Genomic DNA, 23,099 nt, shown 5'->3' with positions numbered 1-23,099 from the left:
TAGTCACCACGGGTTAGCCAGCACGTTCGATGCTGTATGGTTTGGGTAGTGTCGCGTGCGCGCGCAACGAAGAGAAAGGAAAGCTCGTATCAAAGGTAGCCGCACGAGCCCTGTCTGAAACCCCGCCAGCGTCAGGGATAGACTGGGCACAGTTAACCGCACGAACACGTATGAAGGGATTGTGTATGACTATCAAGGTAGGCGTCTTGGGGGCTAAGGGGCGCGTGGGCCAAGCAATCGTGGAAGGCGTTAATGCGGCGGAGGATTTGGAGCTAGTTGCTTCCATTGACCGTGAGACCCCGCTGGAGAAGCTGGTTGAGGCGGGCGCCGAGGTGGCTGTCGACTTCACCCAGCCGGCCTCGGTCATGGACAATCTAGAGTTTTGCATCGCACATGGCATCCACGCTGTTGTTGGTACCACGGGATTCGATGCAGAACGCCTAGCCAAGGTGGAGGAGTGGACTAAGAAAGAGGGCGCCGGCAACGTTCTCATCGCGCCGAACTTCGCTATTTCAGCTGTGCTGACCATGGTGTTTGCCGCCCAGGCGGCGAAGTTCTTCGACAGCGCTGAGGTAGTTGAATACCATCACCCGAACAAGCTCGATGCGCCGTCCGGTACCGCGGTTCACACTGCGCAGGGTATTGCGAAGGCTCGCCAGGAGGCAGGCTTGGACGCTATGCCGGACAAGACCGAGCAGTCTCTCGATGGAGCGCGCGGCGCAGACGTCGATGGTGTTCACGTCCACGCAGTCCGTATGCAGGGAATGGTGGCTCATGAAGAAGTTATCTTCGGCACTCAAGGCCAGTCCTTGACCATCCGTCAGGATTCCTATGACCGCTCTTCCTTTACCCCCGGTGTTCTGCTGGGTGTACGAGAAATCGCATCCCACCCAGGCTTGACCGTGGGACTTGAGAAGTACTTGGGGCTGTAATGGCAAAGGTCTCTGAGCTTGATGTCCAGCTCATTGCGGCAACCGCATTCCATGCGCCGCGAGGAGTGGACTGGGAGGTTGATGAGGGGGCGTCGGAAAGCGAGGCTCTAGTCGAATTTGCCGGACGCGCCTGTTATGAGTCCTTCGACAAGCCGAATCCCCGTACCGCCTCAAATCAGGCCTATCTGCACCACATTCTGGAGGTAGGCCACGATGCATTGCTGGAGCATGCTACGGCGACGCTCTATATACGGGGACTATCGCGGTCGGCGTCGCATGAGCTGGTTCGCCACCGTCATTTCTCCTTCTCGCAGCTCTCGCAACGTTTCGTGCATTCCGAGGAGGCGGAGGTAGTCCTGCCCAAATTCATTGCGGAAGATGAACAGCTAACGCGGTTGACCCTCCAGGCGGCCGACGAAGCGAGGTTTGTCTACGAGGAGCTCCTCGACGCTCTCGAGTCCAAGTTGGAAGAGGAGCCAAATGCATTGCTGCGCAAGAAACAGGCTCGACAAGCAGCGCGTGCGGTATTACCTAATCTCACGGAATCCCGCATCGTCGTGACGGGAAACTATCGCGCGTGGCGTCACTTTATTGGCGCGCGGGCGACTGAACAAGCCGATACAGAGATGCGCCAGCTCGCCGTCACGTGCTTGAAGCTGTTGCGGGAGCAATCGCCGGTGCTTTTCGACGACTTCCATATCACCACCCTGGCTGACGGCACCGAAATGGCTTCGAGCCCGTACGCTTAAAGGCTTTGCAGGAGACTCGCGCACGACCCCGATGCGGCCAATAGGGGCGAAAGCAGGTAATCTTGACGCCTATGAGCACAGGTATGACAGCACAGGCAGGCGTCGACACCTTCGGACGCGTAGGCGTAGCTATGGTCACTCCATTTGACCAGGACGGCGCCTTGGACGTGTCCGCTGGTCGTCGCCTAGCAGCTCATTTGGTTGATAACGGCGTTGATTCGCTCATTTTGTCTGGGACCACGGGCGAATCACCGACGACGTCGTTGGATGAGAAACTGGAGCTGTTCGCAGCTGTAAAGGAAGAGGTAGGCGGCCGCGCTAAGTTGTGCGCTGGTGCGGGAACTAATAACACCGCCACCAGTATTGAGGCCGCGCGCGCTTTCGCTGATGCGGGAGCAGACAGCCTTCTGGTCGTGACCCCGTATTACTCCAAGCCTTCCCAGGCTGGTGTGTACGCGCACTTTACTGCTGTGGCTGACGCCGTGGACCTCCCCATTTGTCTGTACGACATCCCTGGCCGCTCGGGCATTCCGATTGAGACGGAGACCCTTCTTCGCCTCGCGGAGGTGCCGAACATCAAGGCTGTTAAGGACGCCAAGGGCGACCTTGTAGCAGCCGCACCGCTTATCCAGGAAACCGGTTTGGCATGGTACTCCGGAGATGACGGACTGAACTTGCCGTGGCTGGCCCTCGGTGCTTCGGGCGTTATTTCCGTGATTGGTCACCTCGCTCCGCGCGCCCTGGCTGATCTCTACGTGGCCTTCGATGAAGGCGATATTGCACGTGCACGAGAGATTAACGCGAAAACTTTGTCCCCGCTCGTCGAGGCGCAAGGCCGCCTCGGAGGAGCAACTCTTGTTAAGGCTGCCCTGCGTCTGCAGGGTATTGAAGTTGGAGAACCTCGTCTCCCAGTTACCGCGGCTGACGCGGAGGAGATCGAGGCTCTCCGCCACGATTTGGAAAAGGCTGGAGTCCTTTAAGAATGACTGAATCCCGTAATCGCTCCCGCAAGGTAACCCGTAAGGCGGGTCCGCCTTCGGAGACTGAGACCGCCTCGAATGAGGCGGCTTCGCCGGTTTTTCAAGCGCCGAACGAATCGGCTGCATCCGGCAATAATTCGAACGAGTCTAATAACTCGAATTCTGAGGACGGCAACCGCCGTTCTCGCTCCCGTGGTTCCCGTGGCGGCCGTGGTCGCGGTCGCGGCGGCAACAACAACCACAACAACGGTGGCCGCAACAACAATCGCAACCGTAATAACAACCGTGGCCGCCGCAACGTTCCCAAGTCCATGCAGGGCGCGGATCTGACGAAGCGTCTGCCGGAGCCGCCGAAGCAGCAGAAGGATTCGCTGCGTATTTATGCCCTGGGCGGTATTTCTGAGATCGGTCGTAACATGACCGTCTTCGAGTACCAGGACGAGATGCTCATCATCGACTGTGGCGTGCTCTTCCCGTCCTCCGGTGAGCCTGGCGTTGACCTGATCCTGCCGGACTTTGGCCCGATCGAGAAGAAGATTCACAAGGTCAAGGCTCTCGTTGTAACCCACGCTCACGAGGACCACATTGGTGCTATCCCGTGGCTGCTGAAGCTGCGCCCGGATATTCCAATCGTGGCATCGCGCTTTACCATCGCGCTGATTGCGGCGAAGTGTAAGGAGCACCGCCAGAAGCCGAAGTTCGTTGAGGTCAACGAGAAGTCGGATGTGAACTACGGTTCGTTCCGCTGCCGTTTTTGGGCAGTTAACCACTCCGTTCCGGATGCACTGGGCATCATGCTGGGCACCCCGGCTGGCAATATCATCCACACCGGTGACATCAAGCTGGACCAGACCCCGCTGGATAACCGTCCGACCGACCTTCCGGCGCTATCTCGCTACGGTGATGAGGGCGTCGACCTGATGCTCTGCGAATCCACCAACGCGAACATCCCGGGCGTTTCCGCATCCGAGGGAGATATCCCGGCTACCTTCCGCCGCCTGGTGTCCAATGCTAAGCAGCGCGTCATCATCGCAACCTTCGCGTCCAACGTGTACCGTGTACAGGCAGCTATCGACGCCGCCGTTTATGCTGGCCGCAAGGTTGCCTTCAACGGCCGCTCGATGATGCGCAACATGGAAATCGCCGAGAAGATGGGCTTCCTGAAGGTTCCGCGCGGAACCATCATCTCGATCGACGAGGCTGCCAAGATGGCACCGCACAAGGTCTTGCTCATCACCACCGGTACCCAGGGCGAGCCAATGGCTGCGTTGTCACGCATGGCACGCCGTGAGCACCGTCAGATCACCGTCCGCGACGGCGACCTCATCATCTTCTCCTCGTCCCTGATTCCGGGCAACGAAGAGGCCGTTTACGGTGTCATGAACATGCTCTCCCAGATTGGTGCTGAAGTTATCACCAACAAGGAAGCCAAGGTTCACGCCTCCGGCCACGGCTACGGCGGCGAGCTGCTCTTCCTGTACAACGCTGCGCGTCCGAAGAACGTTATGCCGGTCCACGGCGAGTGGCGTCACCTGCGTGCAAACAAGGAACTGGCAGTCTCCACTGGCGTTGACCGCGACCGCGTGGTTCTGGCACAGAACGGCGTTGTCGTTGATCTGCGCAACGGCCGTGCAGAGGTTGTTGGCCAGATTACCGTGGGTAACCTCTACGTCGATGGCGTCTCCATGGGTGACGTCGACGCAGATACCCTGGCAGACCGCACCAACCTCGGCTCTGGCGGCGTCGTTTCCATCACCTGTGTGATTGATAACCGCACGTCCCGGCTGCTTGAGCATCCGGCTGTATCCACCACTGGTTTCTCTGACGATGACCGCGGCATCGTGCCGGAGGTTGCCAAGTTGGTTGAGTCCACGATGAACGATCTCGCCGCTGAGGGCGAGAACGATACCTACCGCATGGTGCAGAAGCTGCGCCGCAAGGTATCCAAGCTCATGGATTCCAAGTACAAGCGCGAGCCGGTCATTCTGCCGACCATCGTGCCGACGAACTCGGATGTCCTGATGCCTGACGACGATGAAGTTCACGCCTCCCGTGAATCGCTCTAACGTCTAGGTAGACAGTGCCCCAGCGTTCCTGCTTCTGGTAGGTATGCTGGGGCGCATGTCGTTTTCCTCAGCAGAACGCGCCAAGATGGTGGCGTTATTCCGTGAACTTGGTCCCGATGCTCCAACGTTGTGCGAAGGGTGGACGGCCCGCGACCTCGTGTCGCACCTCTGGATCCGCGAAAACCGGCCCGACGTCGTCATCAGTTCTTTTGTTCCAGCGCTGACTTCCCATGCGGACAGCATCATGGAGGAAGTCCGTGCGCGAGATTTTGAGGAACTGGTGGATGACTGGGGTAGGGGATTGGGAAAGCTCAACCCTCTGCGCTACGTGGATTCAGTGCTCAACACCGCAGAGCATTTTGTGCACCACGAAGACCTACGCCGGGCCAATGCGCACAGCGAACCGCGTGATTTCTCGCTAGCGGTGCAGAAGGAGTTGCTCGCACCGCTAAAGTTTCTCGGGTTAAGGCTGTTGGCGCACTCTCGCCTCCCGGTAGTGCTGGAGCCGGCTGGGTTTGCGCCACTCGTCGCGGCGGATAAACATCGTGTGGCAGCGAAGGGGGACAACGTGGTGCGGGTCCGTGGGGCAGTTTCCGAGTTGCTCCTATGGGCGTTCGGCCGCGAGGCGGCTCGCGTTGAGATTGACGGGGATTCATCCGCCGTCGTTAGGTCAAGTCTGTAGGCTGAACTGTCTAAAATCTTCAGTGCACGCGTGTGGCGCATGTTGTTAATGGTGTGTTTGCTACTAAAGTGGCAGGCATGTCTGTCAAGAACGCTCCGTCTCGCGCCTCCGGCCGAGGTCGCACCGCCAATCGGTCGCGGCCGTCCGGCCGCACAAGCTATTCGCTGACCTCCGCAACCCGCGCTGCCGAGACCTCCGAAGAGAGGACCGGCAGCGCCTTTCGCGCCGTTGGCCGAGGACTGGGAACCGTTTTTGGCGCTACCGCCCGAGGCGTGGGAAGCATGGCGCGAGGGGTCGGGCACGGCCTTGCCGGTCTCAAGCCGGTAGATGCGGGGAGTCGAGATGACGACCTCTATGACTCCGCCTACGATGCTGCTCATGACGAGGGTGCCTACGATGATTACGACGAGTTGAGGGAGCCAGGGGAAATTTCTGGACGCGCGAAGAACAAGAAAAAGAGCAACAAGGCCGATAGCGCTGTTCCGACAAAGAGCAAGGTAACGCGAGCACGCGACGTCGACAGTGAGATGCCGACGACGGTCATGGGGCGTCCAGCTCACACTGAGAAGAGCATCCGCGTCTCCAATCCAGATGCGGTGGCTCTTGTGCTTATCGGCGTGGCCATCATCCTTGCTTGCGCGACGTGGTTCCAGGTGGCCGGCATTATCGGTGAGTACCTCACCAACGCTGTGCGCTATGTGATTGGCGCGGGCGCCTATGTTCTTCCCGTTGCGCTGGTCGCCGTCGCCATTGCGCTCATGATGGATCTGTCCGGTCCGGCGGGCCATTTCAAGCCACGAGTGGTGGGCGGCACGGCCCTCATCGTCGTGTGCATGCTGAGCCTCATTCACATCTTTGCCGGTCTTCCGAAGCTGACCTGGAATAACAACGCCGCCGGGGAGGCAGGCGGTGCCATCGGCTTTGGAGTCGGCGAGCTGCTGGTGGCGGCCTTTTCTAGTTATGTCGCGGTGCCTTTGCTTTTCTTGCTCATTGTGTATGGGGCACTCAATATCACGGGCATCACCCTGCGTGAAGCATATGATTTTGTGGCCGCGCAATGTGCGGCGCTCGTCGGCGGCCTGCGTGACAGGAAGAATCGTTCAGATCAGGAGCTGCTTGACGACGCCCCCGCGGACGACTACGACTACGTCAGCGATGACATCGACGCCATCGCCGAGGGGCGTGAGCGTCCTGTGCGCCCGGCATACACTTCGCGACCGCGCCCGAAGCAGACACCGAAGCCGATGCCAAAGCAGATTCTGGATGACAATGCCACCGTCTCTTTCGACTCGGCAGCTCAGCCAGTAAGCCAGGAGCCCGTACAGCACGGCCGCCCGAGCTTTGATAGCCGCGCGGATGATACCGACGAGTTCCCCGTCGTACCGGATCCTGAGCCAGCCCCGCAGCCAACTCCGCAACCGGAGCAGAAGTCAGCGCCACAGCCAGTACCGAAACCAGCACCGAAGAAGCGTCCGCGCGTGGACGTCGGCGGTGCCGCCGGCGCGGCACTGGGAGCGGCGGCTGCGGAGACGTCGGCAAGCGCAGCGTCGGTTGGCTCGGCGGGAGAGGACGTGGTCTCCGCCGCGCATTCCGAGGCAGTGCGCATGTTCCAGGAACGATCCGGGCGTGATGCGCGAACGGGTGCCAAGATTGAGGACGAGGCTCAGAGCGTAGCCGAAGAAACGACTGCAGCTCCGAGCGGTGCGGAAGACACTGCCCTGGGCGGCGGCTACGATGTGCCGACGACGGACCTGCTCACCGCTGGCAAGCCTGCGAAGGCACGCACGGAGGCTAACGATCGCATCATCGAGGCCATCACCGAGGTCTTTGAAGAATTCAAGGTCAATGCCCAGGTCACTGGTTTTAGCCGTGGCCCGACAGTGACGCGCTACGAGATCGAGCTGGGTCCAGGCGTCAAGGTTTCGAAGATTACGAACCTACAGTCCAACCTGGCTTATGCTGTGGCGACGGATAATCTGCGCCTGCTCACCCCGATTCCGGGCAAGTCCGCAGTCGGCATTGAGGTGCCCAATGCGGACCGCGAGATGGTGCGTTTGCGCGATGTCTTGGATTCCCCGGCACTGCGCGCTGACCATGACCCCATGCTGATCGGCTTGGGTAAGGATATCGAAGGTGAGTACACCTCCTTCTCCGTGAAGAAGATGCCGCACCTGCTCGTGGCCGGTGCTACCGGTTCCGGTAAGTCGGCCTTCGTGAATTCCATGCTGGTCTCGCTGTTGACCCGCGCGACGCCGGAAGACGTTCGCCTCATCCTCGTCGACCCGAAGATGGTGGAGCTCACGCCGTACGAAGGTATTCCGCACCTCATCACCCCGATCATTACGCAGCCAAAGAAAGCTGCGGCGGCCCTGCAGTGGCTGGTGGAGGAGATGGAGCAGCGCTACATGGACATGCAGGCTGCCCGCGTGCGCAAGATCGAGGACTTCAACCGGAAGGTCCGCAGTGGCGAATACCAGGCTCCTGCCGGCTCCCAACGAGAGATGCGCCCGTACCCGTACATCGTGTGCGTCGTGGATGAGCTCGCGGACCTCATGATGACGGCGCCGAAGGAAATTGAGGATTCCATCGTTCGCATTACTCAAAAGGCACGTGCGGCCGGTATCCACTTGGTGCTGGCAACGCAGCGCCCGTCCGTGGACGTTGTGACCGGTCTTATTAAGACCAACGTTCCTTCTCGTCTGGCTTTTGCGACGTCCTCGCTTACGGACTCTCGAGTTATCCTGGATCAGGGTGGAGCCGAGAAGCTCATCGGTATGGGCGATGGCCTCTTCATCCCGCAGGGCGGCCGCCCGGTGCGTATGCAGGGTGCGTTCGTCTCCGACGAGGAGGTGCAGGCGGTTGTCGACGCCGCGAAGGCACAGGGCTCGCCGAACTACACGGAAGGCGTGACGGACGATAAGGCCTCGGAGGCGAAGAAGGAGATCGACGAGGAGATCGGCAAGGATATGGACGATCTCTTGGAGGCCGTCGACCTTGTGGTCACCTCCCAGTTGGGCTCGACGTCGATGCTCCAGCGCAAGCTGCGCATCGGCTTTGCCAAGGCCGGTCGACTCATGGACCTCATGGAGTCGCGCGGTGTTGTCGGGCCTTCCGAAGGCTCCAAGGCACGTGAGGTTCTGGTCAAGCCGGAGGAGCTCGACACTATCATCTGGATGATCAAGGGCGCTGACCCAGCAGAGGCCCCGAAGGAGGTCCAAGACGCCGAAGGTGCCGGCGGGGTAGACGACGCTGAAGCCGATACCCGCACCGTTGAAATCTCCGCTAACCCCTCCACAGGTGCGTTCTAAGTTCCGTGTAGGATAGGACGAGTCTTGGAGGGGAGTACCCCAATCCACGGCGTCGATCGTCAACACGGCAACTGCGGTACAGTTCCCGGTCGCGTCGGCTAGCGAGGCTGTGACATCGGCTTGCTAGCGGGGGAGACCTCCGGTCTTTATTGTCGTGTCGACCGGAGGGATAACTCATTATGCATGTGCCACTATGGGTCTGGGCCATCACCATCGCGGTGATCCTAGGCTTCTTCATCTTCGACTTCTACAGTCATGTTCGTTCACCACATGAGCCGACCATTAAGGAATCCGGCGGCTGGACCCTGTTTTACATGGCGATGGCCGTTGTCTTTGGCGGAGTTGTGTGGGTGCTGTGGGACAGCGAACACGCGGCACAGTTCTACACCGGTTGGGTGACGGAACAGGCTTTGAGCGTGGATAACCTATTCGTGTTCTCGCTCATCATGGGCTCCTTCAAGATTCCCCGCAGGTATCAGCAGAAGGTATTGCTCATCGGTATCGTCCTAGCGCTGGTTTTCCGCCTTGTCTTCATCTTGATGGGCGCGGCCATTATTGCGGCATGGTCGGATGTCTTCTACCTGTTTGCCATCTTCCTTATTTACACCGCAGTCAAGCTGCTCATCGATGAGATCAACGGGACGCCCGAGACCGACCCCAACGACATGCTGGTAGTCAAGTGGCTGCGCAAAGTGATCCATGTGACCCCGCGCTACCACGGTGACAAGCTCACCCACCGTGAGGAATCCGGTGAGAAGAAGGGCAAATTCGCCCTGACGCCGCTTTTCGTTGCTTTGGCGGCTATCGGGCTGATCGACGTCATGTTTGCCTTCGACTCCATCCCAGCTATCTACGGCATTACCTCGGAGCCTTTCCTCGTCTTCACCACCAATGCCTTCGCTCTCATGGGGCTGCGCCAAATGTTCTTCCTCATTGATGGCCTGTTGGACCGCCTGGTCTACCTGCCTTATGGCCTGGGTATCATCTTGCTGTTCATCGGTGTCAAGTTGCTCTTCCACGCTTTGCATGAGAACAACGTGCCCTTCATCAACGGCGGCGAGAATGTCAGTGCGGTACCGGAAATTACGACCATGGTGTCGCTGCTGGTCATCGTTGGCGTCCTCTTCGTGACGGTGTTGTTGTCGGTGTGGAAGGACAAACGCGACCAAGCCCAGGGTGGTGTGGTGATTTCCCACAACCACTACGACTGGGACGATTATGGCAACAAGATCGTTCGCAACAAGGAGGGCGAGCTCGTCGGCAAGGCGGACGAACTTCCCAAGTCCGAGCTGCCTTAAACTCGGGCCGCGGGGATTTAGAAGGAATTAATAACGGGATTCCACTCGCGGAAAGCGCGCCCAGTAACAGCGCCTTCGGTGTAGAAGGGATCCTGGTCCATGAGGGCGATGACATCGGCCACCTTTACGGACTCATCCTCAAATTGCAGGACGATGAGCGCCCCGCCCTTGGAATCGGTGTAGGGGCCAGAGCCACAGATCTGGCCCTTGTCGTGGAGTGCGCCGATGAATTCGCGGTGCTTCGGGCGAACCTCAGCAATAACCGGGTTAGATGGATTGTATTCATAGGAAACTGCGAAATACTTCATACCGACCATGGTAGTGCTCGCTCGAGTGGCAGGGAGGCCACGGTAGGATGAAGAGCGTGAATGATTCTCAGGCTGCGCGCAACCAATCTCGAACCACGGATGTAAACCCCGAGGTCTCCAATTGGAACCTGCCCAACATCCTGACTAGTTTGCGCATCCTCTTTATCCCCCTGTTTGCCTGGCTGGTGCTCGCCGGCCATGAATGGTGGGCTTTCCTCTGCTTCGCGCTCTTGATGCTCACGGATAAGTTGGATGGCGATATTGCACGCGCGCGGGGACTCATCACTAACTTTGGCAAGATTGCGGACCCGATCGCGGATAAAGCCCTGATGACCGCGGCCCTCGTGTGCCTCAATATCACCGGGGCTTTGCCGGTGTGGATCACCGTGCTGATTCTGTTTCGCGAATTCGGCATTACGATTTGGCGCTTCTTCTTGCTGCGTCAAGGGAAGGTGGTGCCGGCTTCCCAAGGCGGAAAGCTCAAGACAGCGTTGCAGACTGTGGCGGTGGCGTTGTATCTTTGTCCGCTGCCAGGGTGGATGGACCTTCCGAGCCTCCTCGTTATGTTGGCCGCCGCCTTCGTTACCGTCCTGACCGGCATCCAGTACCTCATTGATGGCCATAGGGAGAACCAATGAGCATCGAGGCGCAACTAGTATCCACGCTCAGCGAACGCGGTGAAACTGTGGCGTTCTGTGAGTCCCTTACTGCTGGTCTAGCCGCTGCGACTGTGGCGTGCATCCCGGGAGCCTCGGCGGTGCTGCGGGGTGGGCTGGTGACGTATGCGACAGAGGTCAAGGCTCATTTTCTCAACACCACCGTGGAAGAACTTGAGGAGCAAGGCGTGGTGTCTGCTGCGACTGCTGCGCAGATGGCTGAGGCGGCGGTCGTTGAAACGCGTGCAGATTGGGGGGTAGGGCTGACTGGTGTAGCCGGGCCGGACCTCCAGGAAGGCAAACCCGCGGGCACGGTGTACGTGGGGTTATGCGGGAGGGGTGGCGGGGGCGTCGCCAAGCGCGGCGTCCTTTATGAGCTTCCTGCTGAGGGGCGCAACGCGATTCGTTTCGCTGCCATTGAGGCGGCATTGAGTCTTCTCCTATCAACTCTTGAAGAAAATTAGTTGATTGTGGGAACAAGTACGACTGCTGAGCCGTTGTACGGGGTGATGAACACTTCAGTTGCACTACTCGATAAACCCACCCAGTCCCCGGCGCGGTCGACGCGGACTCCTGAACCGCTGCTGCGTGAGGCCCTCGGATTAACGCTTCGCGCCTTCCGCGCGGATAAAGGCGTGACCCTCCGCGAACTCGCCGGTGTGGCGCGTGTTTCCCCGGGATATCTTTCGGAGCTGGAGCGTGGCCGCAAGGAGGTTTCCTCCGAGCTGCTGGCCTGTGTCTGCCATGCACTCGATGTCAGCGTCTCCGATGTCCTCATTGAGGCGGCCGGCTACATGGCGTTGCCGTCGATGGATGAGGAGCTCGCATCCACCGCACCCGCTGCATCGGAACTATAGAACCGCAACGGAATACTGTCTGCTTCGCTACTATTAGGCAGGCAGGAAATATTCTTGTTACACACCTTATTGACACAACGAACTGCTGAGAAAGGCACCTCCTGTTATGGCGAACCCATTCGTAAAAGCCTGGAAGTACTTGATGGCTCTCTTTGATTCCAAGATCGAGGAGAACGCCGACCCGAAGGTTCAGATTGAGCAGGCAATCGAGGAGGCGCAGCGCCAGCACCAGGAGCTGTCACAGCAGGCCGCTGCGGTCATTGGTAATCAGCGCCAGCTGGAGATGCAGCTGAACCGTCGTTTGAGTGAGATTGAAAAGCTGCAGCAGAATACCCGTAACGCCCTGAGCCTTGCGGACAAGGCCCGTGCCGAAGGCGATGCACAGAAGGCGACCGAGTACGAAAACGCGGCTGAAGCCTTCGCTGCCCAGCTGGTTACCGCTGAGCAGTCTGTTGAGGACACTAAGAAGCTCCACGATCAGGCTCTACAGCAGGCGGAGCAGGCCAAGAAGGCCGTTGAACGCAACGGCATGGCGCTTCGTGAGAAGGTCAACGAGCGCTCCAAGCTGCTGTCGCAGCTCGAGCAGGCCAAGATGCAGGAGAAGGTCTCCGAGTCCCTCAACTCGATGAACGAGCTCTCCGCAAACGGTAACTCGCCTTCCCTGGATGCTGTGCGTGACAAGATTGAGCGCCGCTACTCCAAGGCCCTGGGCCAGGCAGAGCTCGCCGAGAACTCAGTGTCTAACCGCATGCAGGAGATCGAGCAGGCTGGCGTGCAACTGGCTGGCCACTCCCGTCTCGAGCAGATCCGCGCGGAGATGAATAACCCGAAGGCAGTGGAGGGAAACTCCCAGCAGGCAATCGGTTCGGCAGAGGCTAAGGGTCAGCCGAACGTGCAGGAGGATGCCGTCCAGGCTCGCCTACGCGAGTTGCGCGGAGAATAAGGTTTAGTCGCCGACGCCGCGGGCTTGAAGCGCCTCACCCATCGCGCGTGCTCGGCGGATTGAGCGAATGATAACCGGGGTGCCAAAAGCGGTCAGTGATGCCGTGGCACCCCGGGCTTTTCGTGCATCAAGCACCTCGACCACGGTCCCCAGCATGAGGGGGAGCAAACGAATTGTCAGGGACATCGCCAGCGTGATGTTCTCAACCGGAACCCCGAGGCGCCCCAGTGGCGCGAGGGCCCGATCGAGGGAGTCCATCATCTCCGACACCTTCGTTGTCAGCGTCAGCAGCACCGCCGCGCTGATGGCTGCGTAGATGGTGAGAAACATGATCGCGGCCGACAGCAAATCCTTCTGCCACCACTGAAAAGCTGCGAGCGCAACGAGGAGGTAGAGCGGAGGAACAAGCTGTCCGAGTGCGACGCGAAACGGGATGCGGGCGACGGGAAAGAGCACTAGTGGGAGGAAGAGGCTGGCCGACGCCCAAGGAAGCGTGTGCACGGCGAGCGAGGTCACGAGGATGAAGCCGATGAGCACGAGGAATTTCACCGCGGCCGGTATGCGATGAATGATGGTATCGGCGTCGACGTAGTAGCCGAGGGGGATGTTTTTAGGCATGACTCTAGAGCGGGCGGGATTTCATGAGTTCGGTGTAGAAGGAAATGACCTTGTCGGGAGATCCGTCGGCTACGACGTGGTGGTTATCGATGCACAGAACGCGGTCAAAGTCGGAGAGGAAATCGAGGTCGTGGGTAACCACGATGAGCTGCTGCTCCAGGCTGGCGAACTCGCGGCGAATGCGGTCGCGGTTGCGCAGATCCAGCAGGGTCGTCGGCTCGTCGGCGATGATGACGGTTGGTTCCATGACAAGCACCGCCGCGAGCGCGAGGAGTTGCTTCTGCCCGCCAGAGAGCGTGTGTGGAGATTGCTCGGCCAGAGCCTCAAGGCCGAAGCGTTCGAGGGCGGCGTCGACGCGCGCGGTGCGCTCCTCCCGGGATAGCTTGAGGCGGCGCAGAGAGAACTCCACGTCATCGCGTACCTGCGGCATGACGATTTGGTTCTCGGCGTCTGAGAACACGAATCCCACGCGGCGCCGGATTTCTTTGCCGTGCTTGGCGACGTCCATGCTGTCCACCAAGACCTCACCACGCGAGGGCTCACCGAGACCGTTGATGAGTCGGACCAGAGTGGACTTGCCGCCGCCGTTGGCGCCGATGATGCCGATGCGTTGTTCGCTCAAGTTGAGGGAAACGTCGTTAAGCACCGGCGTCTCGTCGAAGGTGACGGACACATTGCGGAATTCAATCTGCGGCACGGGAGCTACTTCGCCCTAGCGGTGCGCCGGTCCATCAGGTCAGGGAACGCTGCATGGACACCGACTGCGATGACAACCATCACGGCGACCTTGATGAGATCGGGGATGAGGAATGGCCCCTGGGCGATGGTGGCTGCACTGAGGGACATGTCAGAGCGGTACATCAAGCCGAGAATTCCGCAGAAGTACTGGACGGCGAGGCCAACGACGCCGGCGATAGCGAGGATGAGAGTCATTCCGCCCTTGTTGCGCGGGGCGCGGTAGGCGATGAGTCCAGCGATGGCCGGGGCGACGACGTAGCCAACGAGGTAGCCAACCGTGGGGCCGGCGAGAGCGCTCAACGCGCTACGTCCGCCGGCGAGGATGGGCAGGCCGACGAGGCCGAGAGCAATGAAGAGCAAGCCCACGAAGAGGCCGCGGCGGCCGCCGAGTACGAGGCCCGCGAGAATGATAACTGCGTTTTGAAGAACGATGGGCACGCCCGCGGTGGGAGTGGGGATAGAGACAAAAGCAAAGACTATGATGAGCGCGGTAAAGACCGCGACGTACGCGATGTCAGTCGCGACGGAATTCTTTTTCATGGGCCAAAGTTTATCCAGTGTGATAACTGTGCAGCAAATAGCACCTTTTGAACAGTGTTCAACCACGATCTTTGGGCCGCGCATCCACCCCGAACGGGGTGCCCTCGGGGCATGGAAATTAGGCAGAAACAAGCATGGCTTAATGGTCTAGGGCGTCTAGGGGTGCGCTACGGCGCAGTAGTTCTTCTTTCCGGCGTGGCCATAGGTGGCCTAGCTGGATGTTCGTTGGTGAATTCCGCGAACGTCATTGAAAATATCGATGCGGCCGCTGGGGTCACGGAGGGGGAGCCGGGAAGCGTAGACATGCCGATCGGTGACATCTTCGATTCGGAGTATGAACGGGTGATCATTATTTGCCCCGGCGCTACCGAAAGGGATGTCCTCGCCGCCAGCGATGGAACCTGGCAGGGAGGTACAGATGAGGACGATGAGTGGGTGCCACCGGCGGCGGGTAGCGTTGAGCTCTATCGTGATGTGCAAGGGCCGGGGTATTCCAAGTATATGAGTAGCAGGGCCGACCTTGACGACCTGGATGTTTGCAGCTCGTTAGGGGAGGGAGTGGCCGTTCTTCAGACTGCTGAAAAGGTAACCTTCTCGCGGCAGGAACAGGACGGCCCGTGGGTGCTTCAGTAGTGGAGGCTGTCGCTGGGACACGCGCTTGGGCGAAATGGAAAATCGAACACTTGTGTGTGTATTGTGGGACGTGGTCCGGCGGGCACGTTAGGGTGACTTCGTGGCTTGAGGAGAGGGCGCTAAGGCTGTTTGAGTCGCGCCAGGGAACCTCAGCTGCCACGTGGCAGTCTAATTAGGTGCCACCTTTAATTAACGCGTAAGAACGCACTACAACTGACGCACGATAGTGAGGAAATGAATGGCTACGAAGAAGAAGTCCTCGGCAGCAAGCAAGGGCGATGATCGTCAAAAAGCCCTTGACGCTGCCATGGCGATGATTGAGAAGGATTTTGGTAAGGGCGCCGTTATGCGCCTGGGTGACGATGAACGCCCGCCAATCCAGGCTATTTCCTCTGGTAATACGGCTATCGATATTGCTTTGGGAGTCGGCGGCTTCCCGCGTGGCCGCATCGTGGAGATTTATGGTCCGGAATCCTCGGGTAAGACCACCGTTGCCCTGCACGCTATTGCATCGGCGCAGAAGACTGGTGGCATCGCGGCATTTATCGATGCTGAGCACGCTCTCGATCCGGAGTACGCACGTCTACTCGGCGTTGATACGGATAACTTGCTTGTCTCCCAGCCAGATACTGGTGAGCAGGCTTTGGAAATCGCCGATATGCTTGTCCGTTCGGGAGCCATTGACATCATCGTTATTGACTCGGTCGCTGCGCTGACGCCCAAGGCTGAGATCGAGGGCGAGATGGGTGATAGCCACGTTGGCCTCCAAGCCCGCCTCATGTCCCAGGCGCTGCGCAAGATGACGGGTGCTTTGTACAACTCAGGAACCACCGCCATCTTCATTAACCAGCTGCGTGAAAAGATCGGCGTTATGTTCGGCTCGCCGGAGACCACGACGGGTGGTAAGGCACTGAAGTTCTACGCCTCGGTGCGCTGCGATATTCGTCGCATTCAGACTTTGAAGGACGGCCAGGATGCCATTGGTAACCGTACCAAGCTCAAGGTTGTGAAGAACAAGGTTTCCCCGCCGTTCAAGATCGCTGAGTTCGACATCATGTACGGTGAGGGCATCTCGCGCGAGTCCTCCATCATTGACCTCGGCGTTGAGCATGGCTTCATTAAGAAGTCCGGTTCCTGGTTTACCTATGAGGGTGATCAACTGGGACAGGGTAAAGAGAAAGCCCGTAACTTCCTCAAGGACAATCCGGATCTAGCGGATGAGATTGAGAAGAAGATCTTCGTCAAACTCGGTGTCGGTGCCGCCGCTGCCGAAGCAGGCGAGGATGTAGCCATGGACGTACCAGGCGCGGACGATCCGTTGACGGATGAGGCAGTGGATTTGGTGCCAAACGTCGACTTCGACGACGATTAAACGGAATCAATGGCAGAACCTTCACCGGAGAAGCTCAAGAAGCTGCGCCAGGCCCTCGAATCCTATGAAGCAGGTGACGCGGGCGGGCAGCTGGTTGATGCAGAAGCCGAGGCAGCGAAGGCTCCCGTGCGTTCCCGTGCGCTGGGTCTGCTGGATCAGAGGGCGCGTTCCCGCAAGGAACTGCGTGACCGCCTCGTTGCTGCGGACTTTGAACCCGACGTGGTTGAGGATGTCGTCGATGACTTGGCAGAGGTTGGACTTGTTGATGATGAATCCTTTGCCAAGGAATGGGTTCGCCAACGCCATGCGCGGCGCGGCAAGTCGGCCCGCGCCCTCAACCTAGAGCTCAAGGAAAAGGGCGTCGAGGCCGCCGACCGTGCGGCAGCTTTAGAACAGATCACCGAGGAATCTGAAGAGGTCGTTGCCCGCCAGGTAGCTGAAAAGAAAGCCCGGACGCTTAAAAGGGTTCCGGCTGACCGGCATGAGAGGGACAAGTTCTTGCGCCGCATCGTGGGAACGCTTGCTCGGCGTGGGTACAACCAGGAGCTCGTCATGCGTATCTCCATCGAAGTTTTGGACGCACGCATTGACGAACTCTCGGATGCTGCCGAGGCATTATGAGTAGTCGGACTGGCCAGTTAGAATGTCCCCCCGTGACCTCCCCCGTAAGTAATACTCAGCCCCGCACCTATGAGGTGCGGACTTTTGGCTGCCAAATGAACGTTCATGACTCAGAGCGCATCTCCGGCCTGCTAGAGGAAGCCGGATATTCGGCAGTACCGGATGGCGTCGAGCCTGACCTCATCGTCTTCAACACCTGCGCAGTACGCGAGAACGCCGATAAGCGTTTGTACGGCACCCTGGGTGCGCTCAAGAAGACGAAAGAGAACCACCCCGGCATGCAAATTGCGGTGGGCGGCTGCCTGGCGCAAAAGGACAAGGACACTGTCCTTGATCATGCGCCGTGGGTAGATGCGGTTTTCGGCACCCACAACATGGCGGCTTTGCCGACACTTCTTGAACGCGCCCGCCACAATGATGAGGCCCAGGTCGAGATCGTCGATGCACTTGAGGCTTTTCCCTCCGTGCTGCCGGCCAAGCGCGAGTCCGCCTATGCCGGGTGGGTATCGGTCTCCGTGGGCTGCAATAACACCTGTACTTTCTGCATCGTTCCTTCCCTGCGCGGCAAGGAAGAAGATCGCCGCCCCGGTGATATCCTCGCAGAGGTTCAAGCCCTGGTGGACCAGGGCGTGTCCGAGGTGACGTTGCTGGGACAGAACGTCAACGCCTATGGCGTCAATTTCGCCGACCCAGACCTGCCGCGGGACCGCTTCGCTTTCTCCAAGCTACTGCGGGAAGTAGGAAAGATTGAGGGACTGGAGCGCCTCCGCTTTACCTCCCCGCACCCGGCAGAGTTCACCTCCGACGTCATTGATGCCATGGCGGAGACGCCGGCTGTGTGCCCGCAGCTGCACATGCCGCTGCAGTCTGGTTCGGACAAGGTGCTCAAAGATATGCGCCGTTCCTACCGCACGAAGAAGTTCCTGGGCATTCTCGATGAAGTGCGGGAGAAGATGCCGCACGCTGCCATCACCACCGATATCATCGTGGGCTTTCCCGGCGAGACTGAGGAAGATTTTGAGGCCACCCTGGATGTGGTGCGCCGCGCCCGCTTCGCTTCGGCCTTCACCTTCCAGTACTCACCGCGCCCAGGCACCCCGGCTGCGGAGATGGAGGATCAGATACCGAAGGAGGTAGTGCAGGAGCGCTTCGAGCGCCTGGTAGCGCTGCAAGATTCCATTCAGGCTGAGGAGAATGCGAAGCTCGTTGGGACCGATGTAGAGCTCTTGGTCCAGGCGGAGGGCGGCCGCAAGTCTGCCGAAACTCATCGACTCACGGGCCGTGCGCGGGATGGGCGCCTGGTTCACTTTGCGCCTGTTGATGGTGAGGGGAAGGACATCTCCACGGAGATTCGCCCCGGTGATGTCGTGCACACCACCGTGACGGATGCGGGTTCCTTCTTCCTCGTCGCTGATTCAGGCGTCAGCGAGCACCGTCGCACTAAGGCTGGCGATATGTCTGCTTCTGGCCAGACACCTACCACAGCACCGATTGGGGTGGGTCTCGGGCTGCCGGGCGTCGGCAAGCCCAGTGCTCCCGCTGATTCCTGCGGTTGCTAGAAGGGAGTAGGCTCCGTTCCTATGAGTGATGATTTGAAGCAGGTGCGCGATGCAGTTGCGGCAGAAAAGCGCGCAGCGAAGACCATCGAACTGGGAAAGCACAAATACGCGCTCATCGTGTCCGTCGTGGCGTGGGTTGCGTACTTGGTGTTGCCTTATGCCGGTGAGGCTCGCGGATGGGAGGCACTCTTCGTAGGTGGGACCGCCGAGGGAGTCCGAATCTCGCTCATGGAGACGGTCAGTGCGTGGTTGGCGCTCGGCGGCGTGGGGGTGTTGAGCACCGTCACGCTTCTTACACGACGAACGTCTGTTGCCTTGGTGGCGTGGATGATGACCACGATTTCCTTCTTCGCTAACCTTTGGGGCTTCTGGTACCGCGGCGGCGCGGCGGAAGGTGCTTCCATCGGCATGTATGTGGGAGCAATTTCTACCTTTGTGGCCTTCCTGGTGTACTGCCAAGTGGCGTTGCGCCGCAGCCCCGAGCAGCTCGCCGCAGCTGAGCGGGTGCGAGAAGTTTCCGGGCAGCTTGACCACGTGGGAGTCTTGCAGACCGAAGCTGCAACCGAGCTGCCAGCGGAGCAGAATCCGCTGCTTATCGACGATCGCCGTTCACGCGCCGCCTCACGCCATCGCCGCCAGCACGGTGAGGAATAAGCATTCTTAGATTCGTGTTGTGGAGTGCATGGCTACACTCTTTGACTCATTAGAATTGGGACGACTAACGCTGCCAAACCGCGTGACGATGGCAGCCTTGACCCGCTCACGCGCAGGCCGTGATGGTGTCCCCACGCATTTGCATGAGAAGTACTACACGCAGCGTGCCTCCATGGGGCTTATCGTGACTGAAGGTGTGTTCCCCACGGTGACCAGCCGTGCCTTCCCAGGCCAGCCCGGTATCGAAACCTTGCAGCAGATTTTCGGGTGGCGTCGCGTCGCGGATTCCGTTCACGCGTCCGGCGGGCGCATCTTTATGCAGGTGATGAATGGAGGCCGTCTGTCACATGCCAGTCTCCTCGAAGGGGCGGAGCCGGAAGCACCCTCTGCGCTGGCCTCCGGTACTGCGGTAAGAGATTTTGAATCACGTAAGGAGTGCCCGGTTCCCCGAGCACTCGAAAGTAAAGAACTTCCGCGCATTATTGACGAGTTCCGTCAAGCCGCACGCAACGCCATCGACGCAGGCATGGATGGCGTAGAGATCCACGGTGCTAACGGCTATCTTTTGCACCAGTTCCTTTCCCCAAGCTCCAATCATCGCGAAGATACCTATGGTGGAAGCCCGCAGAATCGCTATCGCCTTGTGGAGGAGATCCTGCGTGCGGTGGCTGATGAAATTGGCGCTGACCGCCTCGCGCTGCGCCTTTCGCCGCAACACAATATTCAAGGTATTGAGGAAAGCGACGCTGAGGATGTGCGCGCCACGTATGGTGGGCTTCTTCGCGCCATCGAAGACCTCGGCTTGGCATATATTTCCTTCCTTCACGCAGAGCCAACTGGTGAGTTCATCACTGAGCTGAGCACTCAAGCTCGCGCCAATGGGCGTACCCGCGTCATAGTGAATTCGGGATTCGGCCAGGTAACTCAACGCGCGGAAGCTGAGGAGCTAGTGCAGCACGGCGATGCCGTCGCCGTGGGCCGGTTGGCCATTTCGAATCCGGACCTAGTTCGCCGCTGGCAGGAGGAACTCCCTGTCACCGCGCCGGATGAGAGCACGTTCTACACGGGCGGGGAGCGCGGCTACACCGACTACCCCCTCTACACGGTGAGCTCGTAGGCGCTGCTGGCGGAGATGACGTGCGCGCCGAGGCGCGCATAGAGCGCGTTCATCGCTGGATCGGCCTGGGCCACAGAGCAGTAGGCCCGGCGAACAGTGGGCCAGTGGTGTGCCACCGCGTACTGAGCGTGCTGCTTGGCGCGCGTGGCGAGCCCGCGGCGGCGGCATTCACGGTCGGTGACAGTGAGAGTCCACTCGCACACCTCGGGGTCTGCGTCGCCGTGGCGGGAGAGTTCCGTGAGCGCGACGACTCGCCCTTGGTCGAGAATGCCCACGAGCAGAGTGTGCGCTCTGCGGGAACGTAGTCGGGCGTGGGCTTCCTTGAGGCGCTGCCGCGTCCACACGATGGGCTCGACACTCAAGTCACCGTAGACCGCGTCAGCGGAGGCAATGGTGAGCAAGCGGAGGACGTCGTCAAGCAGAGCGTCCGGAATGTCGTAGTCCGGCCAGACTTGTGCACCGAGCACTGGGGTGGCGGGTGCGATGTCGACATACATCTGGCGCTCGGCATGCTTGTGATGAAACCCCAGTTCGAGGTAAGCCTGCGACATTGGATCGGAGGTATGGTCCGCGTCCGGTGGATACAACATGCCAACTTGAGCATTCCTGCGGCCTAGCTGGCGGGTTAGGCGCAGCGCTTCACGGGCAAGGGTCCGGGTGACCTCGAGGGCTTCTGCATCTAGCTTTTCCCCGGGCAGTGGGAGGTAATCAGCAGCGAGGACGCATTCGATATCGGCGTTATCCGTCTCCTCCAGAAGTGGCAGTGAGATATGGATGAAACCGTCGAAGTCGATGTGCGGACTGGGTTCGGCCGCTGAAATGACCGGCAGGCCCAACTCTCCGGCTGTGCCCATAGCGGTTTCAGTGAGCCCAAAAAGATAGGTCTGGGACTCCGAGGAGCCCTGCAGGCGCTGGAGCACGCGGCGCGGAGAGCCACTGACTGCGGGATCGCCGCTGGCCTCTTGGGCAGCGAGGTTGGCGTCGAAGACGAAGCTCCGGAGGCAATCCGCCGGCTCAGCGTTGGCTGAGCCTGGCGGGGCGACTATGTGAACGAACACTCAGGCTGCGTAGCGCTACTTGTCGTTGACAGCAGCCGCTGCGGCATCCGCAAACTCCTGCCACTGCTTCGCCTGAGCACGCAAATCCTCCGCCTTCTTGGCGTTGCCCTTAGCCTCGGCAGCTTCCGCCTGTGCGGTGAATTCATCCACCTTGGCCTGGAACTGGGCCACGCGGGCCTGGGCCTCCGGATCCGTTCGGCGCCACTCCGAATCCTCGGCTTCGCTCACGCGCTTTTCCAGAGCCGCAATCTTGGCCTCGTACTCGCGCACCTGATTGCGCGGGACGAAACCAATCTCTTCCCACTTTTCCTGCAGCTCCCGTAGCTTGGCTTTTGCCGTGTCGATGGACTTGGCCGGGTCGATCTGGGAGTCATATTCCGCAATAAGCGCGTCCTTGGCGGCCGCGTTTTCCGCGAACTGCTTATCGCGTTCATCGTTGACCGCGTTGCGGGCGTTGAAGAAGTGGTCCTGCGCGGCACGGAAGCGGGCCCAGAGCTTATCGTCGATCTCGCGGGGAGCGCGGCCAGCGGCCTTCCACTCCGTCATGAGATCACGGTAAGTGCGCGCCGTTTCACCCCAATTGGTGGATTCCTTGATGGCTTCTGCGCGCTCAACCAATTCTTCCTTCTTGGCGCGGGCAGCAGCGCGGTTGCGATCGAGCTCAGCGAAGTGCGAGCCGCGGCGGCGGTTGAAGGAATCGCGGGCGCGGGAGTAGCGCTTCCACAGGGCATCATCCGTCTGACGGTCGATGCCGCGAATCTGCTTCCATTCCTCAAGAATGGCGCGGATGCGGTCGCCGGCGGCTTTCCACTCCGTCGAATTGGCAGCGATGTCTTCGGCTTCGGCGGCCAGCTTCTCCTTCTTCGCGATCGCCTCTTCGCGGCGACGAGCCTTGTCAGCCTGCGCCTGCTCACCGGCCTCAACGGAATGCTCGATGACGGTGCCCAGACGCTTGTCTAATGCGGCAATATCACCAATCACCGCCTGGGTGGGCAGAGATTCCCGTAGTTCTGCCGCGGTTGTCTTGATCGCTGCAGCATCGCCCGGATGTGCCTTGAGGCGAGATTCCAGCAGCTCGATTTCGGTAGACAGATCATCGTAGCGGGCGCCAAAGTGAGCCAAGCCTTCTTCCGGTGTACCGGCCTGCCATTCACCGATCTTGCGTTCGCCTTCGGGTGACTTCACGAAGACCGAACCATCAGCATCAACGCGGCCCCACTTGGCGGGATCATTCTTCGCAGGCTGCACCGGACGAGCTGCCGGGCCGGAGAAAGAAGGGCCGGGGCGGGCGCCCTTGCGGGGCATGGCTCCAGGGGAAGGAATAGCGGACATGGTAAGAAACCACCTTCGGTACTATCGCGCCGCGCGACACGGCTGCCAGAACTTATGTGACACAACACTACCGTTTCC

Annotated in this window: 23 protein-coding genes; 17 read left to right on the top strand and 6 right to left on the bottom strand. The window is 59.8% G+C overall.

What is annotated here, in order from left to right:
- Positions 1-185 precede the first annotated feature (185 nt).
- The 7 genes from dapB to HMPREF2743_RS02180 all read left to right on the top strand — a co-directional run bounded on the left by dapB (position 186) and on the right by HMPREF2743_RS02180 (position 10,015).
- The gene (gene dapB, locus HMPREF2743_RS02210; RefSeq protein ID WP_070818095.1) at positions 186-932 is read left to right on the top strand and encodes a 4-hydroxy-tetrahydrodipicolinate reductase; all 747 of its coding nucleotides are present in this window, start codon (positions 186-188) and stop codon (positions 930-932) included.
- Positions 932-1,681: an FAD-dependent thymidylate synthase gene (gene thyX, locus HMPREF2743_RS02205; RefSeq protein WP_070513046.1), complete on the top strand. Its 750-nt coding sequence runs from the start codon at positions 932-934 to the stop codon at positions 1,679-1,681. The genes dapB and thyX overlap by 1 nt, the downstream gene beginning before the upstream one ends.
- A 71-nt stretch (positions 1,682-1,752) precedes the next feature.
- Positions 1,753-2,661: a 4-hydroxy-tetrahydrodipicolinate synthase gene (gene dapA, locus HMPREF2743_RS02200; RefSeq protein WP_049157584.1), complete on the top strand. Its 909-nt coding sequence runs from the start codon at positions 1,753-1,755 to the stop codon at positions 2,659-2,661.
- A 2-nt stretch (positions 2,662-2,663) separates the two neighbouring features.
- Positions 2,664-4,727, top strand: a complete 2,064-nt coding sequence (locus HMPREF2743_RS02195) for a ribonuclease J (RefSeq protein WP_083295551.1) — start codon at positions 2,664-2,666, stop codon at positions 4,725-4,727.
- Positions 4,728-4,770: 43 nt separating this feature from the next.
- A complete protein-coding gene (locus HMPREF2743_RS02190; RefSeq protein ID WP_070516843.1) occupies positions 4,771-5,409 on the top strand; it encodes a TIGR03085 family metal-binding protein in 639 nt (212 codons plus the stop codon).
- A gap of 77 nt (positions 5,410-5,486) precedes the next feature.
- Entirely contained in the window at positions 5,487-8,717 is a 3,231-nt protein-coding gene (locus HMPREF2743_RS02185) for a DNA translocase FtsK (protein WP_070818094.1), read from the top strand.
- 179 nt (positions 8,718-8,896) lie between these two features.
- Positions 8,897-10,015: a TerC family protein gene (locus tag HMPREF2743_RS02180; RefSeq protein ID WP_070513055.1), complete on the top strand. Its 1,119-nt coding sequence runs from the start codon at positions 8,897-8,899 to the stop codon at positions 10,013-10,015.
- A 17-nt stretch (positions 10,016-10,032) separates the two neighbouring features.
- Here the strand turns inward: HMPREF2743_RS02180 and HMPREF2743_RS02175 are convergent, their stop codons facing one another.
- Positions 10,033-10,323, bottom strand: a complete 291-nt coding sequence (locus HMPREF2743_RS02175) for a YciI family protein (protein ID WP_010190299.1) — start codon at positions 10,321-10,323, stop codon at positions 10,033-10,035.
- 47 nt (positions 10,324-10,370) lie between these two features.
- Here HMPREF2743_RS02175 and pgsA point away from each other — a divergent pair, with 47 nt between their 5' ends.
- The 4 genes from pgsA to HMPREF2743_RS02155 all read left to right on the top strand — a co-directional run bounded on the left by pgsA (position 10,371) and on the right by HMPREF2743_RS02155 (position 12,779).
- Positions 10,371-10,961: a CDP-diacylglycerol--glycerol-3-phosphate 3-phosphatidyltransferase gene (pgsA, locus tag HMPREF2743_RS02170; RefSeq protein ID WP_198531099.1), complete on the top strand. Its 591-nt coding sequence runs from the start codon at positions 10,371-10,373 to the stop codon at positions 10,959-10,961.
- Positions 10,958-11,443 carry a nicotinamide-nucleotide amidohydrolase family protein gene (locus HMPREF2743_RS02165; protein ID WP_049157575.1) on the top strand — a complete coding sequence of 162 codons (486 nt, stop codon included), beginning with the start codon at positions 10,958-10,960 and terminating at the stop codon, positions 11,441-11,443. Before pgsA ends, HMPREF2743_RS02165 begins: the two co-directional genes overlap by 4 nt.
- Before the next feature lie 45 nt (positions 11,444-11,488).
- Entirely contained in the window at positions 11,489-11,836 is a 348-nt protein-coding gene (locus HMPREF2743_RS02160; protein WP_070818093.1) for a helix-turn-helix domain-containing protein, read from the top strand.
- Between the two features lie 106 nt (positions 11,837-11,942).
- Entirely contained in the window at positions 11,943-12,779 is an 837-nt protein-coding gene (locus tag HMPREF2743_RS02155; RefSeq protein WP_070516847.1) for a PspA/IM30 family protein, read from the top strand.
- A gap of 3 nt (positions 12,780-12,782) precedes the next feature.
- Here HMPREF2743_RS02155 and HMPREF2743_RS02150 read toward each other — a convergent pair whose 3' ends face one another.
- Genes HMPREF2743_RS02150 through HMPREF2743_RS02140 form a run of 3 tightly spaced genes read right to left on the bottom strand, consistent with a single transcriptional unit; the run spans position 12,783 to position 14,675 of the window.
- The gene (locus HMPREF2743_RS02150) at positions 12,783-13,397 is read right to left on the bottom strand and encodes an energy-coupling factor transporter transmembrane component T family protein (RefSeq protein WP_070516849.1); all 615 of its coding nucleotides are present in this window, start codon (positions 13,395-13,397) and stop codon (positions 12,783-12,785) included.
- A 4-nt stretch (positions 13,398-13,401) separates the two neighbouring features.
- Positions 13,402-14,094 (bottom strand): energy-coupling factor ABC transporter ATP-binding protein, encoded by a 693-nt coding sequence (locus tag HMPREF2743_RS02145; RefSeq protein ID WP_070818092.1) that lies wholly within the window; start codon positions 14,092-14,094, stop codon positions 13,402-13,404.
- Between the two features lie 5 nt (positions 14,095-14,099).
- The gene (locus tag HMPREF2743_RS02140; RefSeq protein ID WP_070527151.1) at positions 14,100-14,675 is read right to left on the bottom strand and encodes a biotin transporter BioY; all 576 of its coding nucleotides are present in this window, start codon (positions 14,673-14,675) and stop codon (positions 14,100-14,102) included.
- A gap of 111 nt (positions 14,676-14,786) precedes the next feature.
- On the opposite strand from HMPREF2743_RS02140, the gene HMPREF2743_RS02135 reads away from it, so the two are divergent.
- The 6 genes from HMPREF2743_RS02135 to HMPREF2743_RS02110 all read left to right on the top strand — a co-directional run bounded on the left by HMPREF2743_RS02135 (position 14,787) and on the right by HMPREF2743_RS02110 (position 20,631).
- On the top strand, positions 14,787-15,308 hold the full coding sequence (locus HMPREF2743_RS02135; RefSeq protein WP_141761378.1) for a hypothetical protein: 522 nt from the start codon (positions 14,787-14,789) through the stop codon (positions 15,306-15,308).
- A 238-nt stretch (positions 15,309-15,546) separates the two neighbouring features.
- Positions 15,547-16,680, top strand: coding sequence for a recombinase RecA (gene recA, locus HMPREF2743_RS02130; protein ID WP_070527157.1), 1,134 nt, complete (start codon positions 15,547-15,549; stop codon positions 16,678-16,680).
- Between the two features lie 9 nt (positions 16,681-16,689).
- The gene (recX, locus tag HMPREF2743_RS02125; protein ID WP_070527160.1) at positions 16,690-17,301 is read left to right on the top strand and encodes a recombination regulator RecX; all 612 of its coding nucleotides are present in this window, start codon (positions 16,690-16,692) and stop codon (positions 17,299-17,301) included.
- Positions 17,298-18,860: a tRNA (N6-isopentenyl adenosine(37)-C2)-methylthiotransferase MiaB gene (gene miaB, locus HMPREF2743_RS02120; protein WP_083298988.1), complete on the top strand. Its 1,563-nt coding sequence runs from the start codon at positions 17,298-17,300 to the stop codon at positions 18,858-18,860. The genes recX and miaB overlap by 4 nt, the downstream gene beginning before the upstream one ends.
- Before the next feature lie 21 nt (positions 18,861-18,881).
- Positions 18,882-19,514: an Rv2732c family membrane protein gene (locus HMPREF2743_RS02115; RefSeq protein WP_070527165.1), complete on the top strand. Its 633-nt coding sequence runs from the start codon at positions 18,882-18,884 to the stop codon at positions 19,512-19,514.
- A 28-nt stretch (positions 19,515-19,542) separates the two neighbouring features.
- Positions 19,543-20,631 (top strand): alkene reductase, encoded by a 1,089-nt coding sequence (locus tag HMPREF2743_RS02110; protein WP_083298989.1) that lies wholly within the window; start codon positions 19,543-19,545, stop codon positions 20,629-20,631.
- Here HMPREF2743_RS02110 and HMPREF2743_RS02105 read toward each other — a convergent pair.
- Together HMPREF2743_RS02105 and HMPREF2743_RS02100 are read right to left on the bottom strand one after the other, a co-directional pair.
- Positions 20,613-21,689, bottom strand: a complete 1,077-nt coding sequence (locus HMPREF2743_RS02105; protein ID WP_070818091.1) for a GNAT family N-acetyltransferase — start codon at positions 21,687-21,689, stop codon at positions 20,613-20,615. The two genes, HMPREF2743_RS02110 and HMPREF2743_RS02105, sit on opposite strands and share 19 nt — an antisense overlap.
- Positions 21,690-21,704: 15 nt before the next feature.
- Positions 21,705-23,021 (bottom strand): DUF349 domain-containing protein, encoded by a 1,317-nt coding sequence (locus HMPREF2743_RS02100; protein WP_070818090.1) that lies wholly within the window; start codon positions 23,019-23,021, stop codon positions 21,705-21,707.
- Between the last annotated feature and the right edge of the window lie 78 nt (positions 23,022-23,099).

It is taken from the genome of Corynebacterium sp. HMSC036D02 (assembly GCF_001836165.1).
Lineage (GTDB): Bacteria > Actinomycetota > Actinomycetes > Mycobacteriales > Mycobacteriaceae > Corynebacterium.
This window is presented reverse-complemented; position numbering and strand designations above follow the sequence as displayed.

Coding starts and splice junctions, on each gene's coding strand:
- HMPREF2743_RS02115 (WP_070527165.1), top strand. CDS start 18,882: ATGAGTGATGATTTGAAGCAGGTGCGCGATGCAGTTGCGGCAGAAAAG.
- HMPREF2743_RS02195 (WP_083295551.1), top strand. CDS start 2,664: ATGACTGAATCCCGTAATCGCTCCCGCAAGGTAACCCGTAAGGCGGGT.
- pgsA (WP_198531099.1), top strand. CDS start 10,371: ATGAAGAGCGTGAATGATTCTCAGGCTGCGCGCAACCAATCTCGAACC.
- HMPREF2743_RS02190 (WP_070516843.1), top strand. CDS start 4,771: ATGCTGGGGCGCATGTCGTTTTCCTCAGCAGAACGCGCCAAGATGGTG.
- HMPREF2743_RS02165 (WP_049157575.1), top strand. CDS start 10,958: ATGAGCATCGAGGCGCAACTAGTATCCACGCTCAGCGAACGCGGTGAA.
- HMPREF2743_RS02160 (WP_070818093.1), top strand. CDS start 11,489: ATGAACACTTCAGTTGCACTACTCGATAAACCCACCCAGTCCCCGGCG.
- HMPREF2743_RS02140 (WP_070527151.1), bottom strand. CDS start 14,675: ATGAAAAAGAATTCCGTCGCGACTGACATCGCGTACGTCGCGGTCTTT.
- HMPREF2743_RS02100 (WP_070818090.1), bottom strand. CDS start 23,021: ATGTCCGCTATTCCTTCCCCTGGAGCCATGCCCCGCAAGGGCGCCCGC.
- HMPREF2743_RS02150 (WP_070516849.1), bottom strand. CDS start 13,397: ATGCCTAAAAACATCCCCCTCGGCTACTACGTCGACGCCGATACCATC.
- dapB (WP_070818095.1), top strand. CDS start 186: ATGACTATCAAGGTAGGCGTCTTGGGGGCTAAGGGGCGCGTGGGCCAA.
- HMPREF2743_RS02110 (WP_083298989.1), top strand. CDS start 19,543: ATGGCTACACTCTTTGACTCATTAGAATTGGGACGACTAACGCTGCCA.
- recA (WP_070527157.1), top strand. CDS start 15,547: ATGGCTACGAAGAAGAAGTCCTCGGCAGCAAGCAAGGGCGATGATCGT.
- dapA (WP_049157584.1), top strand. CDS start 1,753: ATGAGCACAGGTATGACAGCACAGGCAGGCGTCGACACCTTCGGACGC.
- thyX (WP_070513046.1), top strand. CDS start 932: ATGGCAAAGGTCTCTGAGCTTGATGTCCAGCTCATTGCGGCAACCGCA.
- HMPREF2743_RS02175 (WP_010190299.1), bottom strand. CDS start 10,323: ATGAAGTATTTCGCAGTTTCCTATGAATACAATCCATCTAACCCGGTT.
- HMPREF2743_RS02185 (WP_070818094.1), top strand. CDS start 5,487: ATGTCTGTCAAGAACGCTCCGTCTCGCGCCTCCGGCCGAGGTCGCACC.
- recX (WP_070527160.1), top strand. CDS start 16,690: ATGGCAGAACCTTCACCGGAGAAGCTCAAGAAGCTGCGCCAGGCCCTC.
- HMPREF2743_RS02180 (WP_070513055.1), top strand. CDS start 8,897: ATGCATGTGCCACTATGGGTCTGGGCCATCACCATCGCGGTGATCCTA.
- HMPREF2743_RS02155 (WP_070516847.1), top strand. CDS start 11,943: ATGGCGAACCCATTCGTAAAAGCCTGGAAGTACTTGATGGCTCTCTTT.
- miaB (WP_083298988.1), top strand. CDS start 17,298: ATGAGTAGTCGGACTGGCCAGTTAGAATGTCCCCCCGTGACCTCCCCC.
- HMPREF2743_RS02135 (WP_141761378.1), top strand. CDS start 14,787: ATGGAAATTAGGCAGAAACAAGCATGGCTTAATGGTCTAGGGCGTCTA.